Genomic DNA, 24,861 nt, shown 5'->3' on the forward strand with positions numbered 1-24,861 from the left:
AGACGATGATTGCATTCATGTCAGCAGAAATGTGGCTTAAAAGTGAGTTTTTTTATTATTCAATCGTTCCGGTTTTATTAGTCGTTGGATTAGTGGCGCTTTTACTTTTGCTGATCCTTTTGTTGTATCGGGAGAACCGGCGGCAGGGTTTGATCTGGCTGCCTGTCGTAGTTTTGTTGCTTTGCGGCGGCGGTTTCTTGTTAGGAGATCATTTTTTTCACGACTTTAAAAATGACAATGCACAAATTACGCCAAATATCCGCGATCGGGAAAAACGCTTTATCGGATATAAATATTATGATCAGAGCACGTTGGCGGCTTATCAGCGAATCCAAAGTGAAGCCATTCCTTCTCTGGGGATCTATCAAGCAGAACCGGTTAGCCGAGAAATCCAATTTCTGGGTATTGCGCACAACTCTGTGTATTTCAAACTAGGAGAACAGTATTACTATTTGCGCCAAGAGCCAATCTTTGCGAAACAAGAACAAGCTGAGCTGCAAGGTGTCCAATACCATCTGATTGAGTCCGCTTTTGCAGACATCGGTTTTTTTACAGAAACAAACAATTATTTAACAGCCATCGTTTTGCCTGAGAGCAAAAAAGAGTTAGTCTATGAATCCATTGATGGGATCTTGCCAAAAGAGTTTGGTAAAAGTCAAACAGCTTGGGCAGTCCCTGGAAACCAATAAAAAATGTCATTACATGAGACAAAAGGATAGGTGAATCATCCGATTCATCTATCCTTTTGTGATGTCTTTACTTCCCTTTGAAGATTGAGCATTCAAAACATTTTTTTCTTTCTGTTCAGTCAAATAACGTTCTTTGTGTTTGCGCACCAGTTTTTTAAAGGCAGCTTCCGCTTTTGTGGCTTCACTACGGGTAGCAAAACTTTCCGCATGGATCATTTGTAAGGGGCGACGACTAGCTGGATGAGTGTACTTTGCTCCAATGCCTTGATTGTGTTGATGCAGGCGGCGTATCAAATCTGTGGTATAACCACCGTAAAAGGTATTGTCTTTACAGAGCAATACATAGAAGTAATGCGTATCAGCTGCCATAAAGCATCCGACTCACTTCCTCACTGTAGCTCCCATCCGCATGATAAGTGATCAGCGGTGAGGCAATCTTGAAACCATCAGCTTTACCATCCTTGATGCCCTCGATCAATAGGATATTCGCGTCTTTCCCTGCTTTGGGATAGACGAAACGGACACGTTTGGGGGCGATCCGATATTTTCTCATGCAGTCTAAAATATCCAAAAAACGATCAGGTCGGTGAACCATAGCAAAGCGCCCAGTCATTTTCAGCGCTTTACTGGCTGTGTGGACCACCTCGTCTAATGTGGTCTCGATTTCATGGCGAGCAATCGCCAGATAAGGATTGGGATTTTTAACAGCAGTGGGAACATTTTTGAAATAGGGCGGATTACAGACCAAAAGATCCACCGAATCCGGTTTGATTTTGGTAAAGATGTTTTTTAAATCCATTGGGTAAACCGTTATTTGTTCCTCAAGCCCATTCAAGCTTACACTGCGTTGAGCCATATCAGCCAGCCGGTCCTGCAGCTCGATCTGGTAAATATGAGCCGAAGTTTTACGGCTAATAAACAAGCCGACTGCACCATTTCCAGCACACAGATCAACGATTCGTCCCCGTTTGGGAATCGTTGGGAAGTTAGCTAGCAAAACGGCATCGAGGGAGAAAGAAAAGACCTCGCTGCTTTGGATGATTTTGATATCTTCCGCATATAATTGATCTATGCGTTCGTTTGATTGCAACATGAAAGCATACTCCTGTTCTAATTCATTTCCTTTGTATTATACTACGATTAAGAATAATCGGAAACGACAAAAAAGGCTTGTCATTTGAAGCGTTTTTTTGCATACTTATAAAAGAAACTGGAAAGGAAAGTGAGTATGTTTTTTAGCTTTATGCGAGGCGTGGTTCGGGTCATTTTGTTTTTGATCAACGGGAACGCCCGATATCAAAACAAAGAGGCTTTGCCGCAAAATGAAAATTACATATTGGTTGCACCTCACCGTACCTGGTGGGATCCGTTGTATCTGGCGGTGGCTGCTCGTCCCAAAAAGTTCAGCTTTATGGCAAAAGAAGAATTGTTTAAGAATCCAATCTTGCGCTTTATTTTGATTCATGCGAATGCTTTTCCGGTAAAGCGTGACAAACCAGGGCCGAGTGCTGTCAAAACACCGGTGAAAATCTTAAAAGATACAGATCTGAGTCTCATTATGTTTCCTAGCGGAACAAGACATTCGACCGCGCTGAAGGGTGGCATGGCACTGATTGCCAAAATGGCGAAGGTAAAAATCGTTCCTTCTGTTTATCAAGGTCCCTTAACGCTAAAAGATTTATTTAAACGTCGACGAGTAACCGTTCGTTTTGGGGAGGCGATCGATATCAGTGATATCAAGAAAATGGATAAAGAAGGGTTAGCAGAAGTGGAACGCCGCATTCAAGGTGCTTTTACAAAGCTCGACCAAGAAATAGATCCGAATTTTGTTTATGAAGTAGAAGAGAAGAAACGTTGATGCGTTTCTTCTTTTATTTTTGACTGTGTTTTAAATAAATATTGAACTTGATAATTTTTTAAGGATATGCTATGAGATAATCAATAACAAGGGTTTAGTTACAGGTTTAGAGGGCCTATTAGGGCAAATAGTAATTTTTTGATTTCAGATGTTCAAAAATTATTTGTGAAAGTAGAATATATAAATACAATTAGATACTTGTTTTATAGTGCAAATTAAAATGAAGATTTTTACACATCGAGGAGGTAAAATGATATGAAGCCAAAAGAAATACTTTGCCAATGGGTTGACGCATTTAATCATGCGGATGTAGAAATTATTTCAGAATTATATGATGACAATGCAATAAACCATCAGGTTGCCAATGAGCCAGTTATTGGAAAAGAGGCTATAAAGAAAATGTTTGAACAAGACTTCTCTAACGCAGAAATGGTTTGTATCGTTGAAAACATTTTCGAAGATGGACAATGGGCAATTTTAGAGTGGCGTGACCCATTAGGTTTGAGAGGTTGCGGTTTTTTTCAAATAGTAAATAATAAAATTTTATTTCAAAGAGGCTACTGGGATAAGCTATCTTTCTTGAAACAGCACAATTTGCCTATTGAATAAAATGAATAGATATCTTATATAAATAGTTTGTGAATTTCTTAAAAGGTGCATTAAGGGAAGGATAATAATTTCCCTTAATGATTGTTAGAATAGTAACACTGCGTTAAAACATAGTCTTATTTCTAATTTCTAAAGTAAGGTTGCTTCGTGCTTCTTACTTAGGAAAAGCAGCTCCTTATTGGTATGCTCAAAAAAATTTTAAAAAGGAGTCTCTGTTAGACAGAGGCTCCTTTTTTTGCTCATCAAGAGTTATTCAGTGACTGGTTGATTTTCCTTTTCCAATTCATTTTTGTCATAGATTTTTACAAATGGATAATAAATGAGGATGGAAAGTACAATCAAAAGAATGTTTAAGACGATTGCTCGCCAGTCACCGCCTGTTGCAAGAAAGGCACCAATTGGTCCTGGCAATGTCCAAGGGGCATTGACGGTCACTTTGTTGACTAAACCAGCCGAGGTGGCTACCCAGGCAATTACACCATTGACTAATGGTGCAATGATAAATGGCGGAATCAAAATTGGATTTAAGACGATAGGCGTCCCAAAAATCAGCGGCTCATTGATATTGAAAATAGCAGGGATCAATGCGGTTTTTCCTAGTTTTGATCCGAATTCGGATTTTGTACGAAAAGCAAGCAAGATCGCCAGACCGATGGTTGATCCTGCGCCGCCGATCCAAATGAACCATTGGTAGAATGGCTCAGCAGCAATGTTGGGAATCACATCGCCAGAAGCTAACGCAGTGGTGTTGCCTTCCAATAATTGCAGCCATAACGGCCGTGCCAGTGAACCAACGATCGAGGCACCATGGATCCCAAAGGACCAAAAGAATGTCGTTAAGAAAGTGATCAATAAGACACTTGGCAAGCTATCGGCTGCGCTAACTAGAGGATCAACAACTTTTGCTACGATGGTATGCCAGTCAAAGCCAATGTAATAGGTGATTGCCCCCATACCTAAAATAATGATCAATGTTGGCGTTAATGCTTCAAAAGATCGAGCAACAGCAGGAGGGACTTGTTCCGGCATCGTGATTTTAAATTTAGATTTATCCGTCAAACGATAAATCTCGACAGCTAAAATCGATGTAATGATCGCTACGAACATCCCGGCACTGCCCAAGTTTGCCATTGGTAAAACAAATCCGGCTGTTCCAGCAGCCTCCAAAGCTTCGGGGGGGATATTTATTGGCGTGAAAGTCAATAAAAAAGCTGTGGTGGCTAAGATACCACCAGAGAGACCATCGAGTTTATAGGAACGGGCTAAGCTAAAGCCGATCCCGAATGCGGCATATAAACTCATAATGTACATCGTCATGCGGTAAGGAAGCAAGATCGTGGTCGCATGGCTCGAAAGAAATTGATAGATTCCCCAGTCTTGTGGCAGGGGAGGAAAAGCCAAAATCATAAAAAATGAGCTGACGATAATCAGTGGCAAAGTAGAGACAATCCCATCGCGGACCGCCCGTAAATGCCGTTGACTCCCCAGTTTTTCCATTGGTCCAGCCAGATGACGTTCAATGAACTGTGTAAATTTATCTAACATTTTTTAACCTCCTGTGAAAACGTTCGTATGGTTGAATTGATAAAGTTATGTTGAGTGATTCCGCTCTCCTATGGGACCAAATGGATTTGGGATGATCTTTCCCAGAATCACGGATTGTTTGGCACCAGTCGCGGCAGGAGCATTATTTTTATGTCCCTGTAAGGTCTCGTATCCTAAAAGGGCAAATGCCATAGCTTCTTTCGCATCATTGGACCAACCTAAATCATTTTGGGTAATCACTGTAATCTCAACGGGTAAGTAGTTGACCAGCATTTTTTTTAGTGTTGAATTATGCGCGCCGCCGCCTGCTAAAATCACTTCAATGGGTCCGCTTTCAACAAGTGGGAAAACGAAGCGCCGATAGCTCTCGGCAATCGAGTAGGCAGTAAAATCGGTCACTGTTGCTATTAAGTCTGCTGGTTTTTCTGCAGAAAAATCTGCTAATAGTTGATCACTGAATGCTTGACCAAATAGTTCCCGTCCAGTGCTCTTAGGGGGTGCTTGATCGAAATAGGAATGATTTCTTAATTGTGTTTGCAATTTAGGAATAATGGTTCCCTGTTGAGCAATCCTTCCTTCAGCATCGTAAGGAAGTTGGAATAATTGATGCATCAGTTCATCGATGATCATATTTCCAGGACCAGTATCGAAGGCGACAAGATCACTTAATGTGCCATTTTTCGGCAGGACCGTCACATTTCCAATCCCACCGATATTTTGCAATAAGCGGGTTTTATCAGGGGAACGATACAAGAGATAATCAGTATAAGGTACAAGCGGTGCTCCTTGTCCACCAGCAGCCATATCCATCGCGCGGAAATCGGCAACCACAGTTGTTCCGAGTCCGTAGGCAATGATTGACGGCTCTCCAATTTGAAACGTACTGGAAACAAGCGGGTTTTCCGAGGGTGCATGCCAAATAGTTTGTCCGTGGCTAGCAACAAAGTCAATGCTAGTTTCGGTTACTGCTGTTTCTTGGCAGACCTGACGACAAGCAGCGAGAAAGGCATAGCCTAGCTCAACATTTAACTGACAGATCAAGGAAACAGAAGAGTCCTCCGGGTCACAGGCTTGTTTTATTCTTTGGCGCAGCTCGGGGGAAAAAGCAGTAGTCGTCAGATGCAACAGACGAATAGATGGCTGTGAATGATTATCGATTTCTACTAATGCGGCATCAACACCATCTAAACTAGTTCCAGACATGAGTCCAATTCCAAGCATTGTTTCTCCTCCTTTCTTTTGTGTTTGTCGAAACCAAATTAGATGAACTTGGGCAGAAATGTATTCGGTTTCAACCTCGTCTTTATTGTAGTGTATGTGTAATTGCATTTCAATGATTTTTTTGTAAAAGGAAATTTAATTTCATTAATTTGACAAATCAGTGTGAGAACCCGTTTGGAAAAAGAAGGACTCAACTGTCTGGGAACGAGAAGATCACGTTGATACATTCAATTCATAATCGTAAAGTGGTATAATGATGGGAAGGATATTTTTAAGAGGGTGGGTATATGCGTTTTTTACATACAGCAGATTGGCACATAGGTAAAAAATTACACGGCTATGATCTTCTCGAAGATCAAAGTTACATTATTGACCAGATAATTGATCTGGCGGAAGAACAATCAGTAGATGCAATTATCATTGCTGGGGATCTTTATGATCGCACGGTGCCAGCCGTTGACGCAGTGAAATGTTTAAATGAGAAAATAGCGAAAATCAATTTAGAAAAAAAGTTTCCTTTACTAGCGATTTCTGGTAATCATGATAGTCCGACACGACTTGAAACTGGCAGTCCATGGTTCAAAAATACGCAATTTTACCTAACGACCTCCATTGAAGAAAGTATTGAGCCGATTGAATTTTCTGACACCCAGTTTTTCTTGTTACCTTATTTTGAACCGATCGAAGCGCGTTTGTTTTTTGATGAAAAAATCACAACGATCGCAGAAGGGGTGACTCGGGTCCTTCAAGAGATGAAGCAGTATTTTGATTCTACGAAAAAACAAGTCCTGGTGACTCACTTTTTTGTAGCTGGTTCAAGCCAGACGGATTCGGAAACCAAAATTCAAGTAGGCGGATTGGATAGTGTACCGACAACGGCTTTTGAAGGGTTTGACTATGTCGCCTTAGGACATCTGCATGCAAATACTGCGCTAAATCATGAACGAATCCGTTATAGCGGGTCTCCGTTGAAATTTTCATTGTCTGAAATAACCAATGAGAAAGGTGTTTATATCGTAGATACTCAAAAGGACCAGCGGCATTTTTATCCGTTGCGGCCGAAAAGAGATCTTCAGCAATACACTGCTTCTTTTGAAACATTGCTTGATCCTGCCTTTTATCGGCAAGTGGATCGAGAGGCCTTCTTACACTTCACGTTAACGGATCGAGCCGTAATTCCTAATATGATGAATCAATTACGGCGGGTCTATCCTCGAATTTTATCTGTGGAGCGGCAAAGTGGGCGAACCGTCAGCAAGAAAAATTTGACATTAGCCGATGAGGAGGATCCGCAACGGGTGATCGCCCATTTTTATAAAGAAATGACTGGAGAACCGTTAAATGAGCAGCAGCAAAAATGGCTCACAGGTTTGACAGCGGGTGGAGAGAAGGAGCGAGAGCAGTCATGCAGCCAAGAAAATTAATCATGAAAAACTTTGGTCCCTACATTCATGAGGAACTGGATTTTGGCGACTTTCAAGAAGGTGGTTTGTTTCTAGTCAGCGGGAAAACCGGGGCTGGCAAGACGACGATCTTTGATGGAATGACATTTGCATTATTTGGAGAAACTTCCGGAAATTTGCGGTCCGGTAAAGAAATGCGTTCGACATTCGCTTCCCCCACAGAAGAGACGAGTGTCCGTTTTTCCTTTGACCATCAACATTTGCACTATGAGATCGAACGACGTCCCGAACAAGTCTTAGCCAAAAAACGCGGCGATGGAGTCACGAATCAAGCAGCTAAGGTACGGTTGACGATCTATGATCAGCAAGGAAAAGAGCGCAAACAAATCAGCAAAAAAAATGAAGTAGATATCTTCATCAAAGATCTGCTGCAATTGGATGCCAAACAATTCTTCCAAATCATTTTGCTGCCTCAAGGAGAATTTCGCAATTTTTTGATTGCCAGCAGTAATGAGAAAGAAAAAGTTTTGCGGAATATTTTTGGAACGGAAATGTATCAGCGCTTCAATGAATGGCTGAAAGAACAGGTCAAAAAGCAAACCAAACAAATTGAAAAACAACAAACGGCAGCGGATCATTTGGTCACACGCTTTGAGTGGACCGAACCGGCAACTCCGGTTTCGTTGGTTGAGACATTAGCGTACTGGCAGACAGATCTTGAGAAACAACGAAGTCATCAGCAAACAATTGAAGCAAAAAAATCCCAAGCGGAGCAAGAGAAAAAGACCGCACAGGAAGCTTTTTATTTGGCAAAAGAAATCCATAAAGCACTTGCCGAGCAACAGGAACTCAGCCAACAGGCAGCGAATCTAGCTGCGAAAGAAAGTCAAATTTTAGACGATAAACTGCGGCTGCAGCAGCTAGACTGGGCGAGTGAGCATCAAGAAATCTTACGCCAAAAAGATGAGCGGACAGCTGAAGTAGCACAGGCTATTCAACAACTTACATTCAATCAGCAATCATTAGAACAATGGCAAGAGTCTCAAGAGATATGGGACAAAAGCCGAGAAGTTCAGGTAGATCGAAAGGACGAACATACGGCAGCTAAGCAACGTTTACAAATACTGGCACAGTTAAAACCATTAGCCGAGCAAGTTCAGCAACAAGAAAAACAGGTCGCTTCTTTGCAGGAAACGGTGACTCAACAGGAAAAACAAGCGCAGCATCTGAAAGAACAGCAAAATCTTGCTATGAACCAGGAGCAAGGATTAAAAGAAGAAATCCAAAAGCATTCGATCTACCAAGTACAGGAAGTCCAACTGGTTCGTGGAGAAAATCTATTGTACCAATGGCAGATGTTGAAAAAAGAGGAGCAGCAGCTGACTGATACCCAACAGCAACTAACAGACCAGCAGCGAAAATTGCAAGAGGAGCAGCAGCAGTTAGTAAGTAAATATGATGAGTTAACTGAAGAATTGGTGCAAGAAAAAAGTCGAAATGCCAAGATGCAGATTGCTCGTTTGAGTCTCTTATTGGTGGAGGGGGAACCTTGTCCGGTCTGTGGCTCTTTTGAACACCCCGCTGCTCAAAAACATACAGAGTATAGTAATGAAGAAATCATTGATAGCGAGCAGCAACTTGAATCTTTGGAGAATCAGCTGCAACAAGTTGGTGAAGACCGTTCGACGAACTTGCTGCTGCTAGAACAAGTCAATGACCAGTTTCAAACAATTAAACAAAAAATGAGCGCGTTGAAGGAAAAACAACAGACAACGTATCAGACACTGCGAGAAATCCTCCAGCCGTTGATGGAAAATATGCTAGGTCAAACAGTCCTGAAAGAAGGAGCTGGCAAGGAACCAGCTGACCCATTGCTGGTAGAAGGATTGACTGAAAAGGAAATTGCCACTACCTATTTCAAATGCCAACAAATCAATCAGCAGTTGAAAGAGCAATTTGCTCTAGACAGACAGAAATTGACAGAGGTCCAAGCAAACAGCCAACATCTTACAGAAGAATTGACAGCACTTGAAGCAAGTCTCAAGACTGCTAGTGACGCTTTACGTTTGGAAGAAGGAAAACTGTCCTCACTAAAAGAGCAAACGGAGGGAGTATCTCTGGAGCAGTTGAACGAGGAACAGGAGCAACTAGCAGCACAATCGTCTCGTTTAGCAGCTCTGATTGAAGCGGATCAGTTGGAAGAGCAACGTTTGAAGGAACAGTATACGATCCTGACAGAGCAGCAACGAAATCTGCAACAGTTTCTAGCCGACAAGCAACAAGCTGCTCAGCTAGCCCAAGAACGCTTGGAAGAAGTCTTGCCTGCGGCATGTACCGAACAACAGATGCGCAGTCTGCTCAATGATCTTGAGGAACGCCAGGAGCTACGCAGTACGATAAAAACCTATGAACAACAACAACGTTTTGTTCAACAGCGACAGCTTGAACTGGCACAATTTTTGCAAAACAAAGCTGTGCCTGACTTGGAAGTCTTGCAAGAACAAGTAGACCAGTCTGAAACAGCGGTAGAACAATTACAAGAACAAGTAATCCGAGGAAAAGAACAAATCAAGCAAAATCAGCGATTACTTGAAGAATTGCAGATAATCTATCAACAAAACACCAAGCAATTAGAAAAAATCAGCCATTTACAGCAACTATCAGAAGTCATCAATGGAGAAAATGAAAAGAAGACCAGTTTGGAACGCTATGTTCTGCAACGATTTTTAACAGAGATCTTAGAAGTGGCGAATGTTCGCCTAGCTCGGTTGACAAGAGGACGTTATCAATTCGAGTTGGCAGACAAAGTGGGGAGCTATCGAAGCTCGACAGGGTTGGAGATCGATATCTATGATGATAATGCTGGCAGTCTGCGGCGAGCACATACCTTATCGGGTGGTGAAAGTTTTATTGCCGCACTGGCATTGGCTATCTCATTAGCTGATGTGATCCAAAATCGTTCGGGAGGCATCGAGATCGAGGCGTTGTTTATTGACGAAGGATTTGGCTCATTAGATGAAGAATCGTTGGAAATGGCGATGGAAGCATTAGAAATGATTGAAAATGAAGGGCGGATGATTGGGATCATTAGTCATGTAAGAGAATTAAGAGAGCGAATCTTGCAGCAAGTCGTTGTTCAAACAGATGGCAGCGGACAAAGCAAAATTCGTACAAAACTTTAGAGAAAGGAGGAATCAGAAGCATATGAAATGGAGTATTCCAGAAAAAGTCATTGAAAGAGGTCGGACCTATCTAAATGAAGGTCGCGTCCTATCGGTTATTCCAGATCCAGAGAGAAAGGTATGGCATGCGGAAGTCTTGGGAAGTGAGCTATATTTAGTCGATCTTGATGCGACGGCTAAAGAGATCGATTATTGCCAATGCCCCTATTGGGAAGAACATCACTATTGTAAACACACTATAGCTGTTGAACTTTATTTACGAAAGCAAGGTAAAACAAGACAAATCACAGAAGAAAAAAAGCCAGCAAAAGCCGCATTTTCGGCTTCGGAGATGTTTTCTCAGGGATTCAATCGATTGCAGTCTGGACAGCGGACGATCACTCCTTTGCAAATTGAATATCGTGTCGAAAATCTGACCACGAACCCTTACCACCAGGAGATGGATGTTCTAGGGATTTCACTAAAAGTCGGTCAACGGGGAACTTCAAAGACATATGTCGTCAAAAATATCTATAAATTTTTGCAAGTCTATCAAGAAAAAAAGAGCTATCTGGCGAACAAACAAACAGAGTTTCTTTTAACGAGTGAAGCATTTGACCAAACCAACAATGATATTCTGATCCGCTTACTAGGCATTGCTCAGACACAGCAGCTGATTGGACAAGCTGGCATCCAAGTGAAAGGCAAACTAGACAAAAAGTATTTGCTATTGCCAGTTGAATACGGGAAAGAACTATTAGAGAAAATGAACGCTGCTTATATGCAGTTAACGATTGGCAACGCTAAACTTCGTCAAGTGACTTTTTCTGAAGGCAAGCCGCTGCATTTTCGTGTTCAAAAAGAACACGGTCAATTTCCGTTATCTTTGACGAGGGATTTTGATCACTTGCTGAGCTATTACAATTGGGGCCTTCAAGGCGATACGATCGTTGAATTGACGATGGACCAAAAAGAAGTCTATTTGACGATGCAGCAATTATTCAAACGCTTTGAAGAACCAACGATCATTTATCCAAAAGCGGAACTGTCCAACTTGTTTATGCAAGTTTTGCCTCATTTACGCAAGATCGGCACGGTAGAGATCACAAAAGAGGTCGGAGCGGAGATCCAAGAGAGTCCGTTAGCCGTTGTTTTTTCACTGCGTAAAATCAAAGGTCAGATCGATTTGCAAATTGATTTCAATTATGGCGAAGTGACTTTTTCGACTGACGAAAAGCATCAAGTGATTCCTGAGGCCCATCCAGAGATTTTAAGGGATTACCCTCAGGAAAAGCGGATCGAACAAGTAGTTGAAAGAATGAAGTATCAAAAAAGTACCAAAAATTGGTTCAAAGCGCTACCGGAAGGGGAAGAATTGTTTGCCTTTTTCACTCGTGAAATTCCTTTACTGCGCCAACTAGGAGAAGTACGTATCGGCAAAAAATTGCGGGAACTTTACTTAGATGCACAGCAGCACCGTCCAACGATCGAAATTGAAGAAAATGGTTCCTGGCTGGATATTCACTTTGATGTCAGCGGGATCGCTGAATCGGAGATCGATGCTGTCTTGCGGAGTTTGTTGCAGGCTGATCGTTTTTACACGACAGAAAATGGGCAAGTTCTTTCACTGGAAACAGAAGCCTTTCAAGAAGCAAGCGCCGCGCTGAAAAAATTACGGACAGCCTTTGTATCTCAGTCAGGTACGTTACAAGTTCCGTTGAATCAAGGATTGTATTTGCAAGAAGAACTAGCTGACCAAGCAACTTTTAGTCAAGGATTCAAACAAATGACGACAGATTTGATTCATCCAGAAAAATTTTCTGCACCATTGCCTCATCAGCTCCAAGCGCAATTAAGACACTATCAGGAAGTCGGATTTCGTTGGCTGAAGATGCTGAGTCAGTATCAATTTGGCGGCATACTTGCAGACGAAATGGGATTAGGGAAGACAGTTCAAACCATCAGCTACTTGTTGTCTGAAAAGCAAGAGAAGCAACAGTTGAATGCTCTGATCGTTGCACCTGCGAGTTTGACGTATAATTGGCAGCAAGAAATCAAACGCTTTGCACCAACGATCCAGTCGGTGGTGATCAGTGGTTCTCGGGAGGAACGCGGCAGCCAATTACAGCTGCCGGCAGATGTCCGCATCACATCTTATGCCAGCTTACGGCAGGACATCGACCAGTACCAAGAATTAGGTTTAGCGTATTTGATCTTGGATGAGGCGCAAATGGTCAAAAACAGCGGAACCAAAACAGCACAAGCATTGCGTTCTTTAAATGTTCCCCATCGATTTGCATTGAGTGGGACACCCATCGAGAATAATCTTGAAGAGTTGTGGTCCTTATTTGAGATGATCATGCCGGGATTTTTCCCAAATAAACAACGCTACAAAGAATTGAAGACACAAGAGATCGCAAAAATGATCAAGCCATTCATATTGCGACGCGATAAAAAATCCGTTCTTCAAGATCTGCCAGAGAAGTTAGAAACGAATTATTATAGTGTACTGACAGAAGAGCAGAAAAAAATCTACCTTGCGTATTTGCGCCAAATGCGGAAAGAAATCGCACAAATGGATACAGCAGCATTTCGCAAAAATCGTATCAGCATCTTGGCTGGCCTTACTCGTTTGCGTCAAATCTGCTGCGATCCGCGATTGTTTGTGGAAGATTACGAAGGCACATCAGGCAAGCTAGAACAGGTCAAGGACCTGATTCAAGCAGCAAAAGAAAACGGCCGCCGTGTGCTCTTATTCTCACAGTTTACAAGCATGCTTTCGATCATTGAAGAAGAACTTGCTCAAGAAGGAATTGAAACCTTCTATTTACGAGGAAGCACTCCTCCTCAAGACCGTTTGAGTATGGTCGATGCTTTCAATAGTGGAGAAAAAGATGTCTTTTTGATCTCATTAAAAGCCGGCGGAACTGGATTGAATCTGACAGGGGCGGATACGGTCATTTTATATGACTTATGGTGGAATCCTGCAGTGGAAGAACAAGCCGCTGGCCGGGCACATCGAATCGGTCAGAAAAAGGTTGTGGAAGTTTGGCGAATGATCGCTGAAGGAACCATTGAAGAACGAATGGATGCTTTGCAACAAGAAAAGCGGGAACTATTCCAAAAAGTCATCCAAGGGAATGAAGCCCAGCTGAACCAAATGACGGAAGAAGATATTCGCTTGATTTTAAGCATTGGTGAAGAATAGATTCAGCGAAAACAAAACCCTTGATACAAAAGCAAGAGACAGCTAGGATGCGAAGATTTGCATCTATAGCTGTCTCTTAGTTTTTAGCGAGCCATCACAACTGCATCTGTAAAGGATAAGATACCCTCTGTCAGCTCTTCAAAAGCAGTTAACGTACAGTCAGGGTGACAATTTTTGATTTCGGGAGCTTGGCGTCGGCGATGATTCAGCCAAAGGGCTTGCCATCCCGCTTGTTTACAGCCAAAGACATCATTGTCAAAGTTATCTCCCACGTATAATGTCCGTGAGGGATCTAAATCAAATCGTTCTTCAGCAAGCTGAAAAAGTTCAATATCCGGTTTTTGGTACCCTGTTGCTTGAGAAATCAGCATGTATTCTGGATGGATCCAGCGAGTCAATTCCAATTGATCGATTTTCTTTTGTTGGTGATCTGTTGGGCCATTGGTAATGATTCCAAGCTTGATAGGTAATGAAGCCAAGGTATTGAGAGTTTCTTCTACGGCTGGATGAAGTTGGATGTTGTCTAGCTCTGTCTCGTAAGTCGCTTGAAACAATCGGCTAGCATCATTTGATAAAGGAGAGTAGCCTAAATCAATCAGCGACTGACATAGTCTAAAGGTACGAAATTCTTCTAATGTCCATTCTTTTGAGATGACTTTTCCAAAATGGTCATCGCTATGTACGCGAAAACGAATATAAAGAGGATGGAGATCTGTTGTTGCTACTTCAGGTATGATGGTTGTAACCGCATTTCGAAATGGTTGTTGTTGATCGTATAAAGTATCATCGACATCAAAGATTACCGCATTAAGCAAAAGAGACACGCCTTTCAAATGTAGTGAAAATTTTCATTTTGTTTTCGAACATATAATAGCGGATATCTTGAGAGAAAAAAAGGGCTTAAAGCTTGATAAATAAAGGTTTTATTTACTAATTTTAGAAATCCTTGGTCTCATCGCTTTTTCAAATTTGAGTGAATTTTACCCTTTTCAATCGATTTCTCATTTTGCTTTTCCAGAAAGACTTGCTTATAATGTAGATTAATGAAAAGGAGGAGGAAGTGTGTTAAAAAGGTTTTTTAGCTATTATCGGCCATACCGGTCATTGTTTGTCTTAGATTTTACTTGTGCTGTCTTTGCAGGGCTGCTTGAATTGGTTTTTCCAGTTGCCGTGAATCAAGTGATCGACAAGATTATGCCGCAGAACAATTTTCGGCTGATTTTGCTCGCTTGTTTGGGGCTATTTTTATTTTATCTGGTCAATACGATCTTGCAATATATCGTGGTCTTTTATGGCCATAAATTGGGTGTCAATATCGAGACAGATATGCGTCAAGAATTATTCCGACACTTACAGACACAGTCTTTTGAATATTATGACAATCAAAAAACTGGACGTTTGATCAGTCGGCTAACGACTGACTTGTTTGAAATATCAGAAGTTGCTCACCATGGTCCCGAGGACGTCTTTATTACGATCATGACATTGATCGGTTCATTCTTGCTGATGCTCAATATGCATGTTCAACTTGCACTTGCTACTTTTGCACTGATTCCATTGATTACGATTGCACTGGTTTTCTTCAATAAGAAAATGACGAAAGTCAATACAGAGATCTATGACAATCTAGGTGAATTCAATGCTGGGGTAGAAGCAGCAGTCAGCGGCATTCGCGTGACTCAGTCTTTTGCCAATGAGACGTTTGAACATCAACGATTTGACGGTCTGAGCGGCCTTTATCGTCGTTCAAAAATCGTCTTTTATAAAGTGATGGCAATCAGTTCTGCCTATAATTACTTTCTGATTCGACTGATCAATTTGTTTGCCTTGATTTTTGGGGCCTATTACGTGATCAAAGGGGAATTGACGAATGGACAGTTTGTTGGATTTATCTTGTTATCCAATGTCTTTGTTCGGCCAATCGAAAAGGTCAATACCATGATTGAAAGCTATCCGAAAGGATTTGCTGGCTTCAAACGCCTGACAGAAGAGCTGGACAAGAGACCGGCGATTCAAGATAAGCCAAATGCCATCGATGTACACGCACTAAAAGGCGATATCGTTTATCAAGATGTTTCCTTTGCTTATGCAGATGCGACGAAGGTATTGAACCATATTGATCTAACGATTCAATCCGGCGAGACTGTCGCTTTTGTGGGACAAAGCGGTTCTGGAAAAACAACGCTTTGCAATTTACTGCCGCGGTTTTATGAAGTAACTGAGGGTCAGATCACGATTGACGGAATCAATATCCAAGACATGACGCTTGCCTCACTACGGGGCCAGATCGGAACTGTTCAGCAAGATGTTTTCTTGTTCCCGGGAACGATTCGAGAAAACATTGCTTATGGGAAATTGGATGCGTCAGAAGAAGAAATTGCTCAAGCCGTGAAACTCGCTCATTTAGAACAAGTAATCGACCAAATGCCTGAAGGATTGGAAACAGTCATTGGAGAACGCGGGGTCAAACTTTCTGGTGGTCAAAAGCAACGGGTAGCGATTGCCCGAATGTTTCTAAAAAATCCGCCAATCTTGATCTTAGATGAAGCGACCTCTGCGTTGGATACAGAAACAGAACAAGTGATTCAAGAATCATTGAACTCATTAGCTGATGGACGGACCACATTGATTATTGCCCATCGTTTGGCTACCATCAAACATGCGACAAGGATCATTGTTGTCAGCGATAAAGGGATCTTGGAAGAAGGAACCCACGAGCAACTGTTAGCAACAGGGGGACATTACAAAGCATTATATGATGCCCAGTTCAAAAATTAGACGAAAAAAGCGACTTCGATCGCTTTTTTCGTTTATATGCAAATAAACATATTCAGTGGATATCGCTGATTTCTTCAAAGAGATTTGTTAGGATTTACTTATCAAACGCTTTCTTTGTTTGTAACATTTGTCATATTCGTTGCCGATGAAATGATTTTTCACTCATAATGAGCAACTAATGACTTGGAATAGAATACGTGATAATACAGATTTCCGCTTTTTTGAAATCTTTTAATAACAAGTTCTTTTCTTTGTTTGTAAGTTTTTAACGAGTTTTAGGTGTAAAAAAAGATTGGTAAAGACCAATGAGAGAGTACTAGTATTATAGAAAGAAACTTGTATAGAGGAGTCAGATATTATCGAATATTTTATCAAAATTAAAAAACGATAGAATTAAATCACTAGAGTGATTTAAATAAATCTATGGTTCATGATACAATTTTGACACACTGTTATACAAAAGAAATGAAATTAAAAAAAAATTTGATTTTTCTCATTTAAATTGATGTAAAGTTTGTGAAAGCTTTTGTTTGAGAGGTTTCTCTTTTAATATAACTTGAGAGTTTTATTAAAAAATACAAAATTTACACTAGATTTTTTTAAAATAGTTCTGTATAATTAAAATCAAGCAAGACAACAGAACTTGCGAATGGAATTTAAAAAAGGAGAGATGCACGTTGTTGACACTATATACTTCCCCAAGTTGCACATCTTGTCGCAAAGCTCGTGCGTGGTTGCAAGAGCATGAGATTCCTTTTGTTGAAAGAAATATTTTCTCAGAACCTTTAAATATTTCTGAATTAAAAGCAATCTTACAAATGACAGAAGATGGTACAGAAGAAATTATCTCTACAAGATCCAAAGTTTTTCAAAAATTGAACATGGATCTAGATGACCTGCCGCTAAAAGATTTATTGACACTTGTACAAGAAAACCCAGGATTATTGCGTCGTCCGATCATGATTGATGAAAAACGACTCCAAGTTGGTTTTAATGAAGATGAAATCCGTCGTTTCTTGCCAAGAGATGTTCGTCAACTAGAACTACGTCAAGCACAATTGATGGCAGGCTTATAAAAATCAAATAGTTATGAGATCAGTGAATGAAAAGCTGATCTCTTTTTTTGGCATTTTAGGATTTTCTTAAGAGGATATGCGTTTTCTCTTTACTTTTCAACAGGTTTCGTTAAAATGAACCTATAGTGATTAGCAAAAGTGAGGTGTAGCTAATATGGAAATGGAACATATCAATGAAAATACGATCCGTGTACTGATCAAGAGCGAAGATTTAGCTGCTAGGGGCATCACTTTTCTTGACCTTCTTGGAAATCACAATGAGATTGAAAACTTTTTTTATAGCATATTAGAAGAAGTAGATATTGATGAAGAATTTAAAGGCAGTGAAGCGGTGACCTTTCAAGTCTTACCTAAAGGGGATGGCTTAGAATTGTTTATCAGCAAAAATCTACCGCCTGAAGGAATGGAAAACTTTGATGATATGAGCGATGGTTCAACTGAGGACATTACGGATATGTTGAAGAAGCATGTCGCGTCACAATTACAAGAGACAGAGTCCCAGCCGGAGTTAGGCAATCGTTTTATTTTTGAATTGAACAGCTTTGAAGCAATGGTTCAATTAGCGTCCGAAGTGTATTTGGATTCAGTGACCACGAATCTTTATCAAATGAATGACCGTTACTATCTAGAAGTCCAATTTATGGATAACGATACGACAGACATCGAAGTTGAGAATGCACTGGCTTATTTAATGGAATTTGCTAACCGGACACAAGTCACTTCAGAGGTTTTGGCAGAGTATGGAAAAATCATTATGGAGCATGACGCATTGGAATTGACCCGTTACTACTTCAAAAATGTCTAATGTTCACTTATAATCGTAAAAGCGAGAAAATGGCTACAATCATTTTCTCGCTTTTTTGCGTATTTCTTTTTGAGGTGAGAAGATGATTATTGCGTATGACAACCAGCAGCAGCGGATCAAAGCTGATCAGGCGAAGAAAGATTCAGAACCCTTTTATTGTCCAGGATGTCATGAACCGGTGCACTTAAGGAAAGGCCTCCTGAAACGCCATCATTTCGCTCATTATGCTGCGGCTAACTGCGAAGTGTTTAGTGAAGGAGAGACGGAGGAACATTTGTCAGCAAAGGAGCTCCTCTACGAATGGCTAACAGATGAAACGATCGAAATAGAAGCTTACTTGCCGGATTTGCAGCAGCGACCGGATCTTCTTGTGGGCAAAACAGCGATTGAAGTACAGTGTTCGGCTTTGTCTTGGAGCCGCTTTGTCCAACGAACAGAGAAGTATCTTGCCTATAACTATTCTCCTTGGTGGCTTCTAGGCAAACATCTACAACCGCAACTCCACCATCGATGGACCGTTTTGCAAAAGGCCTGTTGCCGTTTTGCGGAGCAACCGGGGTTTTATTTGTGGATCATAGATACGCAAGAGCAACGCGTTGGTCTCATATACGAGATCAATTGGCATTATAAGTGGGGTGTTTCTTTTCGTAGACGTTATTTTCGAAAAGGAGAACCTATCGGCTGCTGCCCATCGCTAAACAATTATTCTAGAAAGTCCTGTCGAACATACCATCAAAGGTGGCAGCCGGAAGCTTACCGGGTCTGGTTATTACACAAGCTGATGCAACAGCAAAAACAGATCCTCAGTCTTCAAGCACTCCTTTACCCTCTCGGGGGACATATCGGCAATCTGCCGCATTGGTGCTATCATCCCAGTGATTATGGTTTTTTGTTGGAACATCGAATTTTAGTCCTGCGCTTTTTATTTCATCAAAACGCAAACCGGAATTTTTCTCACTGGCTGAATCAGTTGCGCAAAATGAATTGGAACTGGTTGTTTCCTATGATTGATCAAGGGCAACTATTGAAACGTATTTATCAAGAATGTTCTGATTTCCAGAAAATTCAACCTTTTTGATTCTCTTAGCTTGGTTCCCGCCAAAAGTATGTTAAGATTATTTTAGTATGTAAAGGAGTGAAGAATATGTCAGAAACAAAACAATTACCAGATCGTGCGGATCTACCGGAAGCATTAACATGGGACCTTACAAAGATCTATGCCGATGATGGGGCATTTGAAGAAGCGTTCCAAGAGATCGTGGCTGAGTTGAAGCAGGCTGACGATTTCAAAGGGACATTATCACAAGGACCAGCAGCTTTCAAGGAAGCATTAGAATATGTGTTAGCGATCTCCCGTAAACTGGAAAAACTCTATGTATACAGTCATCTGAAAAATGATCAAGATACAGCCAACACAACCTATCAAGGGCTTTATGCAAAAGCCAGCAACCTTGTTGCTCAAGTAAGTGAAGCGATTGCCTGGTTTGATCCTGAATTACTTTCAATGGATGATGCAACTATTTGGGGTTATTTCGACCAAGAGCCGGAATTGGCCATTTACCGCCATCTTATTGAAAAAACTGTCAATAACCGTCCCCATGTTTTGCCGGCTGAACAAGAAGCTTTACTAGCAGGTGCAGGAGAAATATTCGGCGCTTCTGGAAATATTTTTTCCGTATTAAACAATGCCGATTTAGAATTTCCGATCGTTGAAGACGAGAATGGAGAGAAAGTTCAATTATCTCATGGTGTTTATGGTCAATTGATGGAAAATACCGACCGTTCCGTACGGGAAGCTGCCTTTAAAGGGTTGTATGGTGTCTATGAGCAGTTCCGTAATACATTTGCCCAAACATTAAGTACCAATATCAAAGCCCATAACTTTAAAGCTAAAGCACGCCACTATGAGTCTGCTCGACAAGCTGCATTAAGTGCCAACCACATCCCGGAAAGTGTCTATGACACCTTGGTAGCTGTCGTGAATGAACATTTGCCGCTGCTGCATCGTTACATGGAGTTAAGAAAACGCTTATTGGCTGTTGATACTTTGCATATGTATGATGTCTATACACCAATTCTAGGGGAAGCTCCGATTCGCTATAGCTATGAAGAAGCTGTCGCAAAAGCCAAAGATGCTTTAAAACCTCTAGGTGAAGAATATTTAGCCGTGGTAAACGAAGCGTTTGAAAATCGCTGGATCGATGTTGTCGAAAATAAAGGCAAACGCAGTGGCGCCTATTCATCTGGCGCGTACGACACATTACCCTATATTTTGATGAACTGGAATGATCGTTTGGATCAATTGTTCACATTGGTGCATGAGATGGGTCACAGTGTCCACAGTTATTTTACTCGCAACAATCAACCTTATGTTTATGGCGATTATTCCATTTTCTTGGCGGAAATTGCTTCAACAACTAACGAGAACATCTTGACAGAATACATGTTGCAAACCGAAACTGATCCTCGCGTAAAAGCCTATGTCTTGAATCATTTTCTGGATGGATTTAAAGGAACGATTTTCCGTCAGACACAATTTGCTGAGTTTGAACACTTTATGCACGTAGAAGATGCCAAAGGAACGCCATTGACTAGTGAATTTTTGAGTGACAGCTATGGTGAGCTGAATGCTAAATACTACGGTCCTTCTGTAGAAAAAGATCCTGAGATCAGTCTAGAGTGGTCACGTATCCCGCATTTTTACTACAATTACTATGTCTATCAATACGCAACAGGCTTTTCGGCAGCTTCTGCACTAGCTAAGAAAATTTTAACAGGAGAGCCTGATGCCTTAACGAAATATTTGACCTATCTAAAAGCAGGCAACAGCGATTATCCAATTGAAGTGATGAAAAAAGCTGGAGTTGATATGACTAAAGCAGATTATATCAAAGACGCGATGAAAGTCTTTGAACAACGGTTGGATGAATTGGAAGCATTAGTCAAGGAATTAGAAGCATAAGCAAGACTGTCTTAGCCACTGAAGGATCGTTGATCGATCGTCAGTGGCTTTTTTAAGCAACAGGCTGATTGCCTTATTTTGACGGTGACGCCTAGAAAAAAAGTAAGTATAGGAAGGATTTGCTTGTCAACAGAAACCTCAATTTAAACTTTAAAGTGAGAAAATCTTTTTTTATGAGTAAGCAAATTGCAAGAAGCAAAAGTATTTCCATGTTACGATAGAAATGAAAGAGGAAAGGGGGCCTTTGGAATGGACAAGGAAGAAATTTTTGCCCGTCGCTTGGATAATAGCAAGAAAAAACGGGAAGTTGTCACGAAAGAAGCTGTATCTGCCCACAAAGAGAAGCAGACCGAATTAGAGCAGACCGAATTGCCGGATCAAGACCCTACAGATAAAAATGAGCTTTCTAAAAAAGATCCTTCAAAGAAAAATTCTGATAGGACTGAATAGAAAAAACATCCAAACGATGGATCCACCCTTTGACGGTCTCTTGTTAATAGGAGACCACCAAAACGAGGGTGACTCGATCAGCGTTTGGATGTTTTATTGATTGTTTAAAGCAAGACAAGTCGTCGATTCAACGAGTCGATACGAGGAACATCAGCATCCCTGATATCTTTCTTTTGATAGAATAAACGATAGTTTTCCTGATCTGTTCGGCAAAGGTGTGGAATATTTCTAAGAGCTTCCATTCCTTCTAATAAGACACCATAATCTCGTTCACAACCGAAATTATACACTACAGCCGAAGGAGACATCGTAATGCCCATTTCGCGAGCAACACTTTGGTCGGATGCGAAATTCTGCTTGATCAAATCAGACTTGCGATCTTCTAAAAACATGTCAAGATCGCCGTTTGTTTCAGCGAAAATCTGTTTGACTAATTCGAAGGAATAAGGTTCTTTATTTACGCCTACTTGACATTGAAGTTTAAGTAAAAAGTCGCGGGCGATTTTTCGACCTTGAAGCTGAGCTGCTTTGTAGTCCAATGAAGCCTCATAGATTTGACTGGTTTGTTGATTACGCAATCCTAGATCGGATCGATCCATTGAAAGGTAATCCATTGAAATCCCCACAGTGTGTAAATTCATGATTGGTAATATATGCAATTGTATTTTTTTTCTTTGATCACTCAGTGCGTCCAACAAGGTCAACTCGGATTGATAACAAATTGGACCTATCGGATTCACAAACAAATAAATCTCGATCATCTGAATCTCTCCCCAATTAAGATTCTTTTTCTTTTGTATATATTAAATATAACAGAAATTATTATAAATGAGAAATGCCTAATGAGAACTATTCATACTCTTTTTTTGACAACTTCTCTTCTAAGGCACGAATAATTTTATTTTTTGCTGGACGATAACTGATATGCAGGCGATCAAGCAAAGACAAAAATGCTCGTTTTCCTGAAGAAGCCTCTGAGACTTCCAGTTCGAGCTCATAGTCATGGGATTGGCCATACCAGCTTTCATCTAAAGCAAGTAAACCTTCTGTTACGCTGAATTCTGCTCGACGAGTCGTCAACTCAGCAAAAGGTTTCACAGCTGCCGGATCAATTTGCTCTTGGATCAAGCGATCGGCAACCGCACCGGTAAATAAGATTCTTTGATTCTCACGCAAATCAGCTGCTTCATCTAACGAAAGGATATCGGTCGTTTCCAATAACCCTTCTTTAAGAGGTGATTTAAGCGTTAATTCTGCTTTATCTTCCGTCGTCCGAATCCGCAAACCAAACTTTTTTTGTTTTAATTGATGATCCAATGTATCAAAATAAAGATTTGTTTGGGTATGAAAGGCGGAGCGATCAAGCTGATAGAAGGCAATGACTCTCTGATATTCTTCACGAGTCAACAATGTTTTAAATTCGATTTCTACTTGATGTGTCATTGTTTTCCTCTTTCCTTACAGTCCATCAAGTTTACATAACGATGGGCAATAAGTCAAATGAAAACCCTTGGGAGAGTTGAAGCAAAAAAGAGCTCTGTTATTTTTCTTGCAGGTGGCACCGATTGAACATTCTGTTTTCCTTTAAGATTGTGGTAAAATAGAACCGTATGTTATGAAAAGAATCGAGGGATAGAAATGATTCGAGATTGGGAAGATTTTTTGGCACCATATGAACAAGCCGTCTCAGAACTAAAAGTAAAGTTGCGGGGAATCCGCAAACAATATCGAGAACAAAATAAACACGTGCCGATCGAATTTGTCACGGGTCGTGTAAAACCAGTCGATAGTATTTTAACTAAAAGCAAATTGCGGGGAATCCCTTTGGATCGTTTAGAAGAAGAAATGTCAGATATTGCCGGCTTGAGGATCATGTGTCAGTTTGTTGAAGACATCCATCAAGTAGTTGATCTTTTGCGCACCCGACATGATATGAAGGTAATTATTGAAAGAGATTATATTACAAATAAAAAAGCGAGCGGCTATCGTTCCTATCATTTAGTGATCGAGTATCCTGTCCAATTGATCGATGGTGAAAAGATCATTTTAGCAGAGATCCAGATTCGTACATTAGCGATGAACTTCTGGGCAACGATCGAGCATTCACTGAATTATAAATATCAAGGAGAATTTCCAGATGAAATCAGCGAGCGCCTGCGTCGGTCTGCAGAAGCTGCCTACCAATTAGATGAGGAGATGTCGAATATTCGCGAAGAAATCCAAGAAGCGCAACGGCTGTTTTCACATGGGAAAGGCAATCATAAGGAACAGCGGCAGGGGGATGAAGCATGACAGGGATCAAAGTAGCAATTATCAACAATCAAGAAGAAAAGTCGATGCTTGTCACAAAGCGATTAACAGAATTGTTGGCCCAGTCTGACAATACGATTGACCAAGAGAACCCAGAATTGGTTATTTCAGTGGGCGGAGACGGGACACTGTTGTCTGCGTTTCACTTGTTCAGTCATCGCTTAGCAGAGGTTCGTTTTTTGGGGGTCCATACAGGACACCTTGGGTTTTATACCGACTGGCGAGACTATGAATTGGAAGAATTGGTCGATACGTTGTGCAATGATCGTCAAAAGAGTGTGAGCTATCCTTTGCTTGATGTCCGCATCACTTATACCAATGGGAAATCAGACAAACATTTTCTTGCATTGAATGAATCAACGATCAAGCGGGGAAATCGGACAATGGTAGCTGATATTTCAATCAAAGAAGATCTTTTTGAGAAATTTCGTGGAGATGGCTTATCGATTTCGACACCTACAGGCTCAACAGCTTACAACAAAAGCGTGGGAGGGGCAGTATTGCATCCAAGTATCAATGCTTTTCAACTAGCAGAAATCGCTTCTTTAAACAATCGTGTTTTCCGAACGTTAGGGTCACCGATCATTGTCGGAGATCATGAGTGGGTCAAAGTCAAACTACAAGCTAGTACGGACTATCTAGTGACCATTGATCAATTTACGATTGAACAGGAAGAAATCGATGCGATTTATTATCGTATTGCAGACGAACGGATCCACTTTGCCTCCTATCGGCATATGCACTTTTGGAACCGTGTCAAAGATGCGTTTATTGGAGAAATTTAAC

The 24,861-nt window shown here is 41.0% G+C and carries 21 protein-coding genes; 14 read left to right on the forward strand and 7 right to left on the reverse strand.

The features are described from left to right. Nucleotides 1-5: 5 nt before the first annotated feature. The gene (locus IGJ45_RS06600) at nt 6-689 is read left to right on the forward strand and encodes a hypothetical protein (RefSeq protein WP_005472327.1); all 684 of its coding nucleotides are present in this window, start codon (nt 6-8) and stop codon (nt 687-689) included. Between the two features lie 48 nt (nt 690-737). On the opposite strand, the gene IGJ45_RS06605 is transcribed toward IGJ45_RS06600, so the two are convergent. Continuing rightward, entirely contained in the window at nt 738-1,058 is a 321-nt protein-coding gene (locus IGJ45_RS06605; RefSeq protein WP_021151100.1) for a GIY-YIG nuclease family protein, read from the reverse strand. Then, complete coding sequence (locus IGJ45_RS06610; RefSeq protein WP_409531240.1) at nt 1,048-1,782, reverse strand: tRNA1(Val) (adenine(37)-N6)-methyltransferase; 735 nt, start codon at nt 1,780-1,782, stop codon at nt 1,048-1,050. The genes IGJ45_RS06605 and IGJ45_RS06610 overlap by 11 nt, the downstream gene beginning before the upstream one ends. A gap of 135 nt (nt 1,783-1,917) precedes the next feature. On the opposite strand from IGJ45_RS06610, the gene IGJ45_RS06615 reads away from it, so the two are divergent. Together IGJ45_RS06615 and IGJ45_RS06620 are read left to right on the forward strand one after the other, a co-directional pair. Further along, complete coding sequence (locus IGJ45_RS06615) at nt 1,918-2,547, forward strand: lysophospholipid acyltransferase family protein (protein ID WP_003127020.1); 630 nt, start codon at nt 1,918-1,920, stop codon at nt 2,545-2,547. 255 nt (nt 2,548-2,802) lie between these two features. Next, a complete protein-coding gene (locus tag IGJ45_RS06620; RefSeq protein WP_003127021.1) occupies nt 2,803-3,156 on the forward strand; it encodes a nuclear transport factor 2 family protein in 354 nt (117 codons plus the stop codon). A gap of 249 nt (nt 3,157-3,405) precedes the next feature. Here the strand turns inward: IGJ45_RS06620 and IGJ45_RS06625 are convergent, their stop codons facing one another. Together IGJ45_RS06625 and anmK are read right to left on the reverse strand one after the other, a co-directional pair. Beyond that, entirely contained in the window at nt 3,406-4,701 is a 1,296-nt protein-coding gene (locus tag IGJ45_RS06625; protein ID WP_003127022.1) for a PTS sugar transporter subunit IIC, read from the reverse strand. Nucleotides 4,702-4,746: 45 nt separating this feature from the next. Next, nucleotides 4,747-5,922: an anhydro-N-acetylmuramic acid kinase AnmK gene (gene anmK, locus IGJ45_RS06630; RefSeq protein WP_156247309.1), complete on the reverse strand. Its 1,176-nt coding sequence runs from the start codon at nt 5,920-5,922 to the stop codon at nt 4,747-4,749. A gap of 287 nt (nt 5,923-6,209) precedes the next feature. On the opposite strand from anmK, the gene IGJ45_RS06635 reads away from it, so the two are divergent. Genes IGJ45_RS06635 through IGJ45_RS06645 form a run of 3 tightly spaced genes read left to right on the forward strand, consistent with a single transcriptional unit; the run spans nt 6,210 to nt 13,694 of the window. Continuing rightward, nucleotides 6,210-7,346: an exonuclease SbcCD subunit D gene (locus IGJ45_RS06635; protein WP_113849884.1), complete on the forward strand. Its 1,137-nt coding sequence runs from the start codon at nt 6,210-6,212 to the stop codon at nt 7,344-7,346. Continuing rightward, complete coding sequence (locus IGJ45_RS06640; RefSeq protein WP_409531241.1) at nt 7,328-10,507, forward strand: AAA family ATPase; 3,180 nt, start codon at nt 7,328-7,330, stop codon at nt 10,505-10,507. Before IGJ45_RS06635 ends, IGJ45_RS06640 begins: the two co-directional genes overlap by 19 nt. 22 nt (nt 10,508-10,529) lie before the next feature. Beyond that, nucleotides 10,530-13,694, forward strand: a complete 3,165-nt coding sequence (locus IGJ45_RS06645; protein ID WP_409531242.1) for a DEAD/DEAH box helicase — start codon at nt 10,530-10,532, stop codon at nt 13,692-13,694. A gap of 83 nt (nt 13,695-13,777) precedes the next feature. Here the strand turns inward: IGJ45_RS06645 and IGJ45_RS06650 are convergent, their stop codons facing one another. Beyond that, nucleotides 13,778-14,509 carry an HAD family hydrolase gene (locus IGJ45_RS06650; protein ID WP_103299930.1) on the reverse strand — a complete coding sequence of 244 codons (732 nt, stop codon included), beginning with the start codon at nt 14,507-14,509 and terminating at the stop codon, nt 13,778-13,780. Between the two features lie 247 nt (nt 14,510-14,756). On the opposite strand from IGJ45_RS06650, the gene IGJ45_RS06655 reads away from it, so the two are divergent. From IGJ45_RS06655 to IGJ45_RS06680, 6 genes are all read left to right on the forward strand, one after another. Beyond that, complete coding sequence (locus IGJ45_RS06655; RefSeq protein WP_005472341.1) at nt 14,757-16,472, forward strand: ABC transporter ATP-binding protein; 1,716 nt, start codon at nt 14,757-14,759, stop codon at nt 16,470-16,472. A gap of 677 nt (nt 16,473-17,149) precedes the next feature. Further along, nucleotides 17,150-17,548, forward strand: coding sequence for a transcriptional regulator SpxA (gene spxA, locus IGJ45_RS06660; protein WP_003127030.1), 399 nt, complete (start codon nt 17,150-17,152; stop codon nt 17,546-17,548). Nucleotides 17,549-17,702: 154 nt separating this feature from the next. After that, entirely contained in the window at nt 17,703-18,353 is a 651-nt protein-coding gene (locus IGJ45_RS06665; RefSeq protein ID WP_003127031.1) for an adaptor protein MecA, read from the forward strand. Between the two features lie 82 nt (nt 18,354-18,435). Next, the gene (locus IGJ45_RS06670) at nt 18,436-19,431 is read left to right on the forward strand and encodes a competence protein CoiA (RefSeq protein WP_242387436.1); all 996 of its coding nucleotides are present in this window, start codon (nt 18,436-18,438) and stop codon (nt 19,429-19,431) included. Between the two features lie 66 nt (nt 19,432-19,497). Next, nucleotides 19,498-21,315 (forward strand): oligoendopeptidase F, encoded by a 1,818-nt coding sequence (gene pepF, locus IGJ45_RS06675; RefSeq protein WP_005472346.1) that lies wholly within the window; start codon nt 19,498-19,500, stop codon nt 21,313-21,315. A 249-nt stretch (nt 21,316-21,564) separates the two neighbouring features. Beyond that, nucleotides 21,565-21,765: a hypothetical protein gene (locus tag IGJ45_RS06680; RefSeq protein WP_409531243.1), complete on the forward strand. Its 201-nt coding sequence runs from the start codon at nt 21,565-21,567 to the stop codon at nt 21,763-21,765. Between the two features lie 104 nt (nt 21,766-21,869). Here IGJ45_RS06680 and IGJ45_RS06685 read toward each other — a convergent pair whose 3' ends face one another. Continuing rightward, entirely contained in the window at nt 21,870-22,526 is a 657-nt protein-coding gene (locus tag IGJ45_RS06685) for a DsbA family protein (protein ID WP_103299933.1), read from the reverse strand. 88 nt (nt 22,527-22,614) lie between these two features. Beyond that, on the reverse strand, nt 22,615-23,208 hold the full coding sequence (locus IGJ45_RS06690; protein ID WP_103299934.1) for a CYTH domain-containing protein: 594 nt from the start codon (nt 23,206-23,208) through the stop codon (nt 22,615-22,617). A gap of 195 nt (nt 23,209-23,403) precedes the next feature. On the opposite strand from IGJ45_RS06690, the gene IGJ45_RS06695 reads away from it, so the two are divergent. Together IGJ45_RS06695 and IGJ45_RS06700 are read left to right on the forward strand one after the other, a co-directional pair. Beyond that, nucleotides 23,404-24,057 carry a GTP pyrophosphokinase gene (locus IGJ45_RS06695; protein ID WP_021151082.1) on the forward strand — a complete coding sequence of 218 codons (654 nt, stop codon included), beginning with the start codon at nt 23,404-23,406 and terminating at the stop codon, nt 24,055-24,057. A 5-nt stretch (nt 24,058-24,062) separates the two neighbouring features. Continuing rightward, nucleotides 24,063-24,860 (forward strand): NAD kinase, encoded by a 798-nt coding sequence (locus tag IGJ45_RS06700; RefSeq protein WP_029486937.1) that lies wholly within the window; start codon nt 24,063-24,065, stop codon nt 24,858-24,860. Nucleotide 24,861: the final 1 nt, after the last annotated feature.

The organism is Enterococcus sp. DIV0574 (assembly GCF_051711125.1).
Classification (GTDB): domain Bacteria; phylum Bacillota; class Bacilli; order Lactobacillales; family Enterococcaceae; genus Enterococcus_D; species Enterococcus_D gallinarum.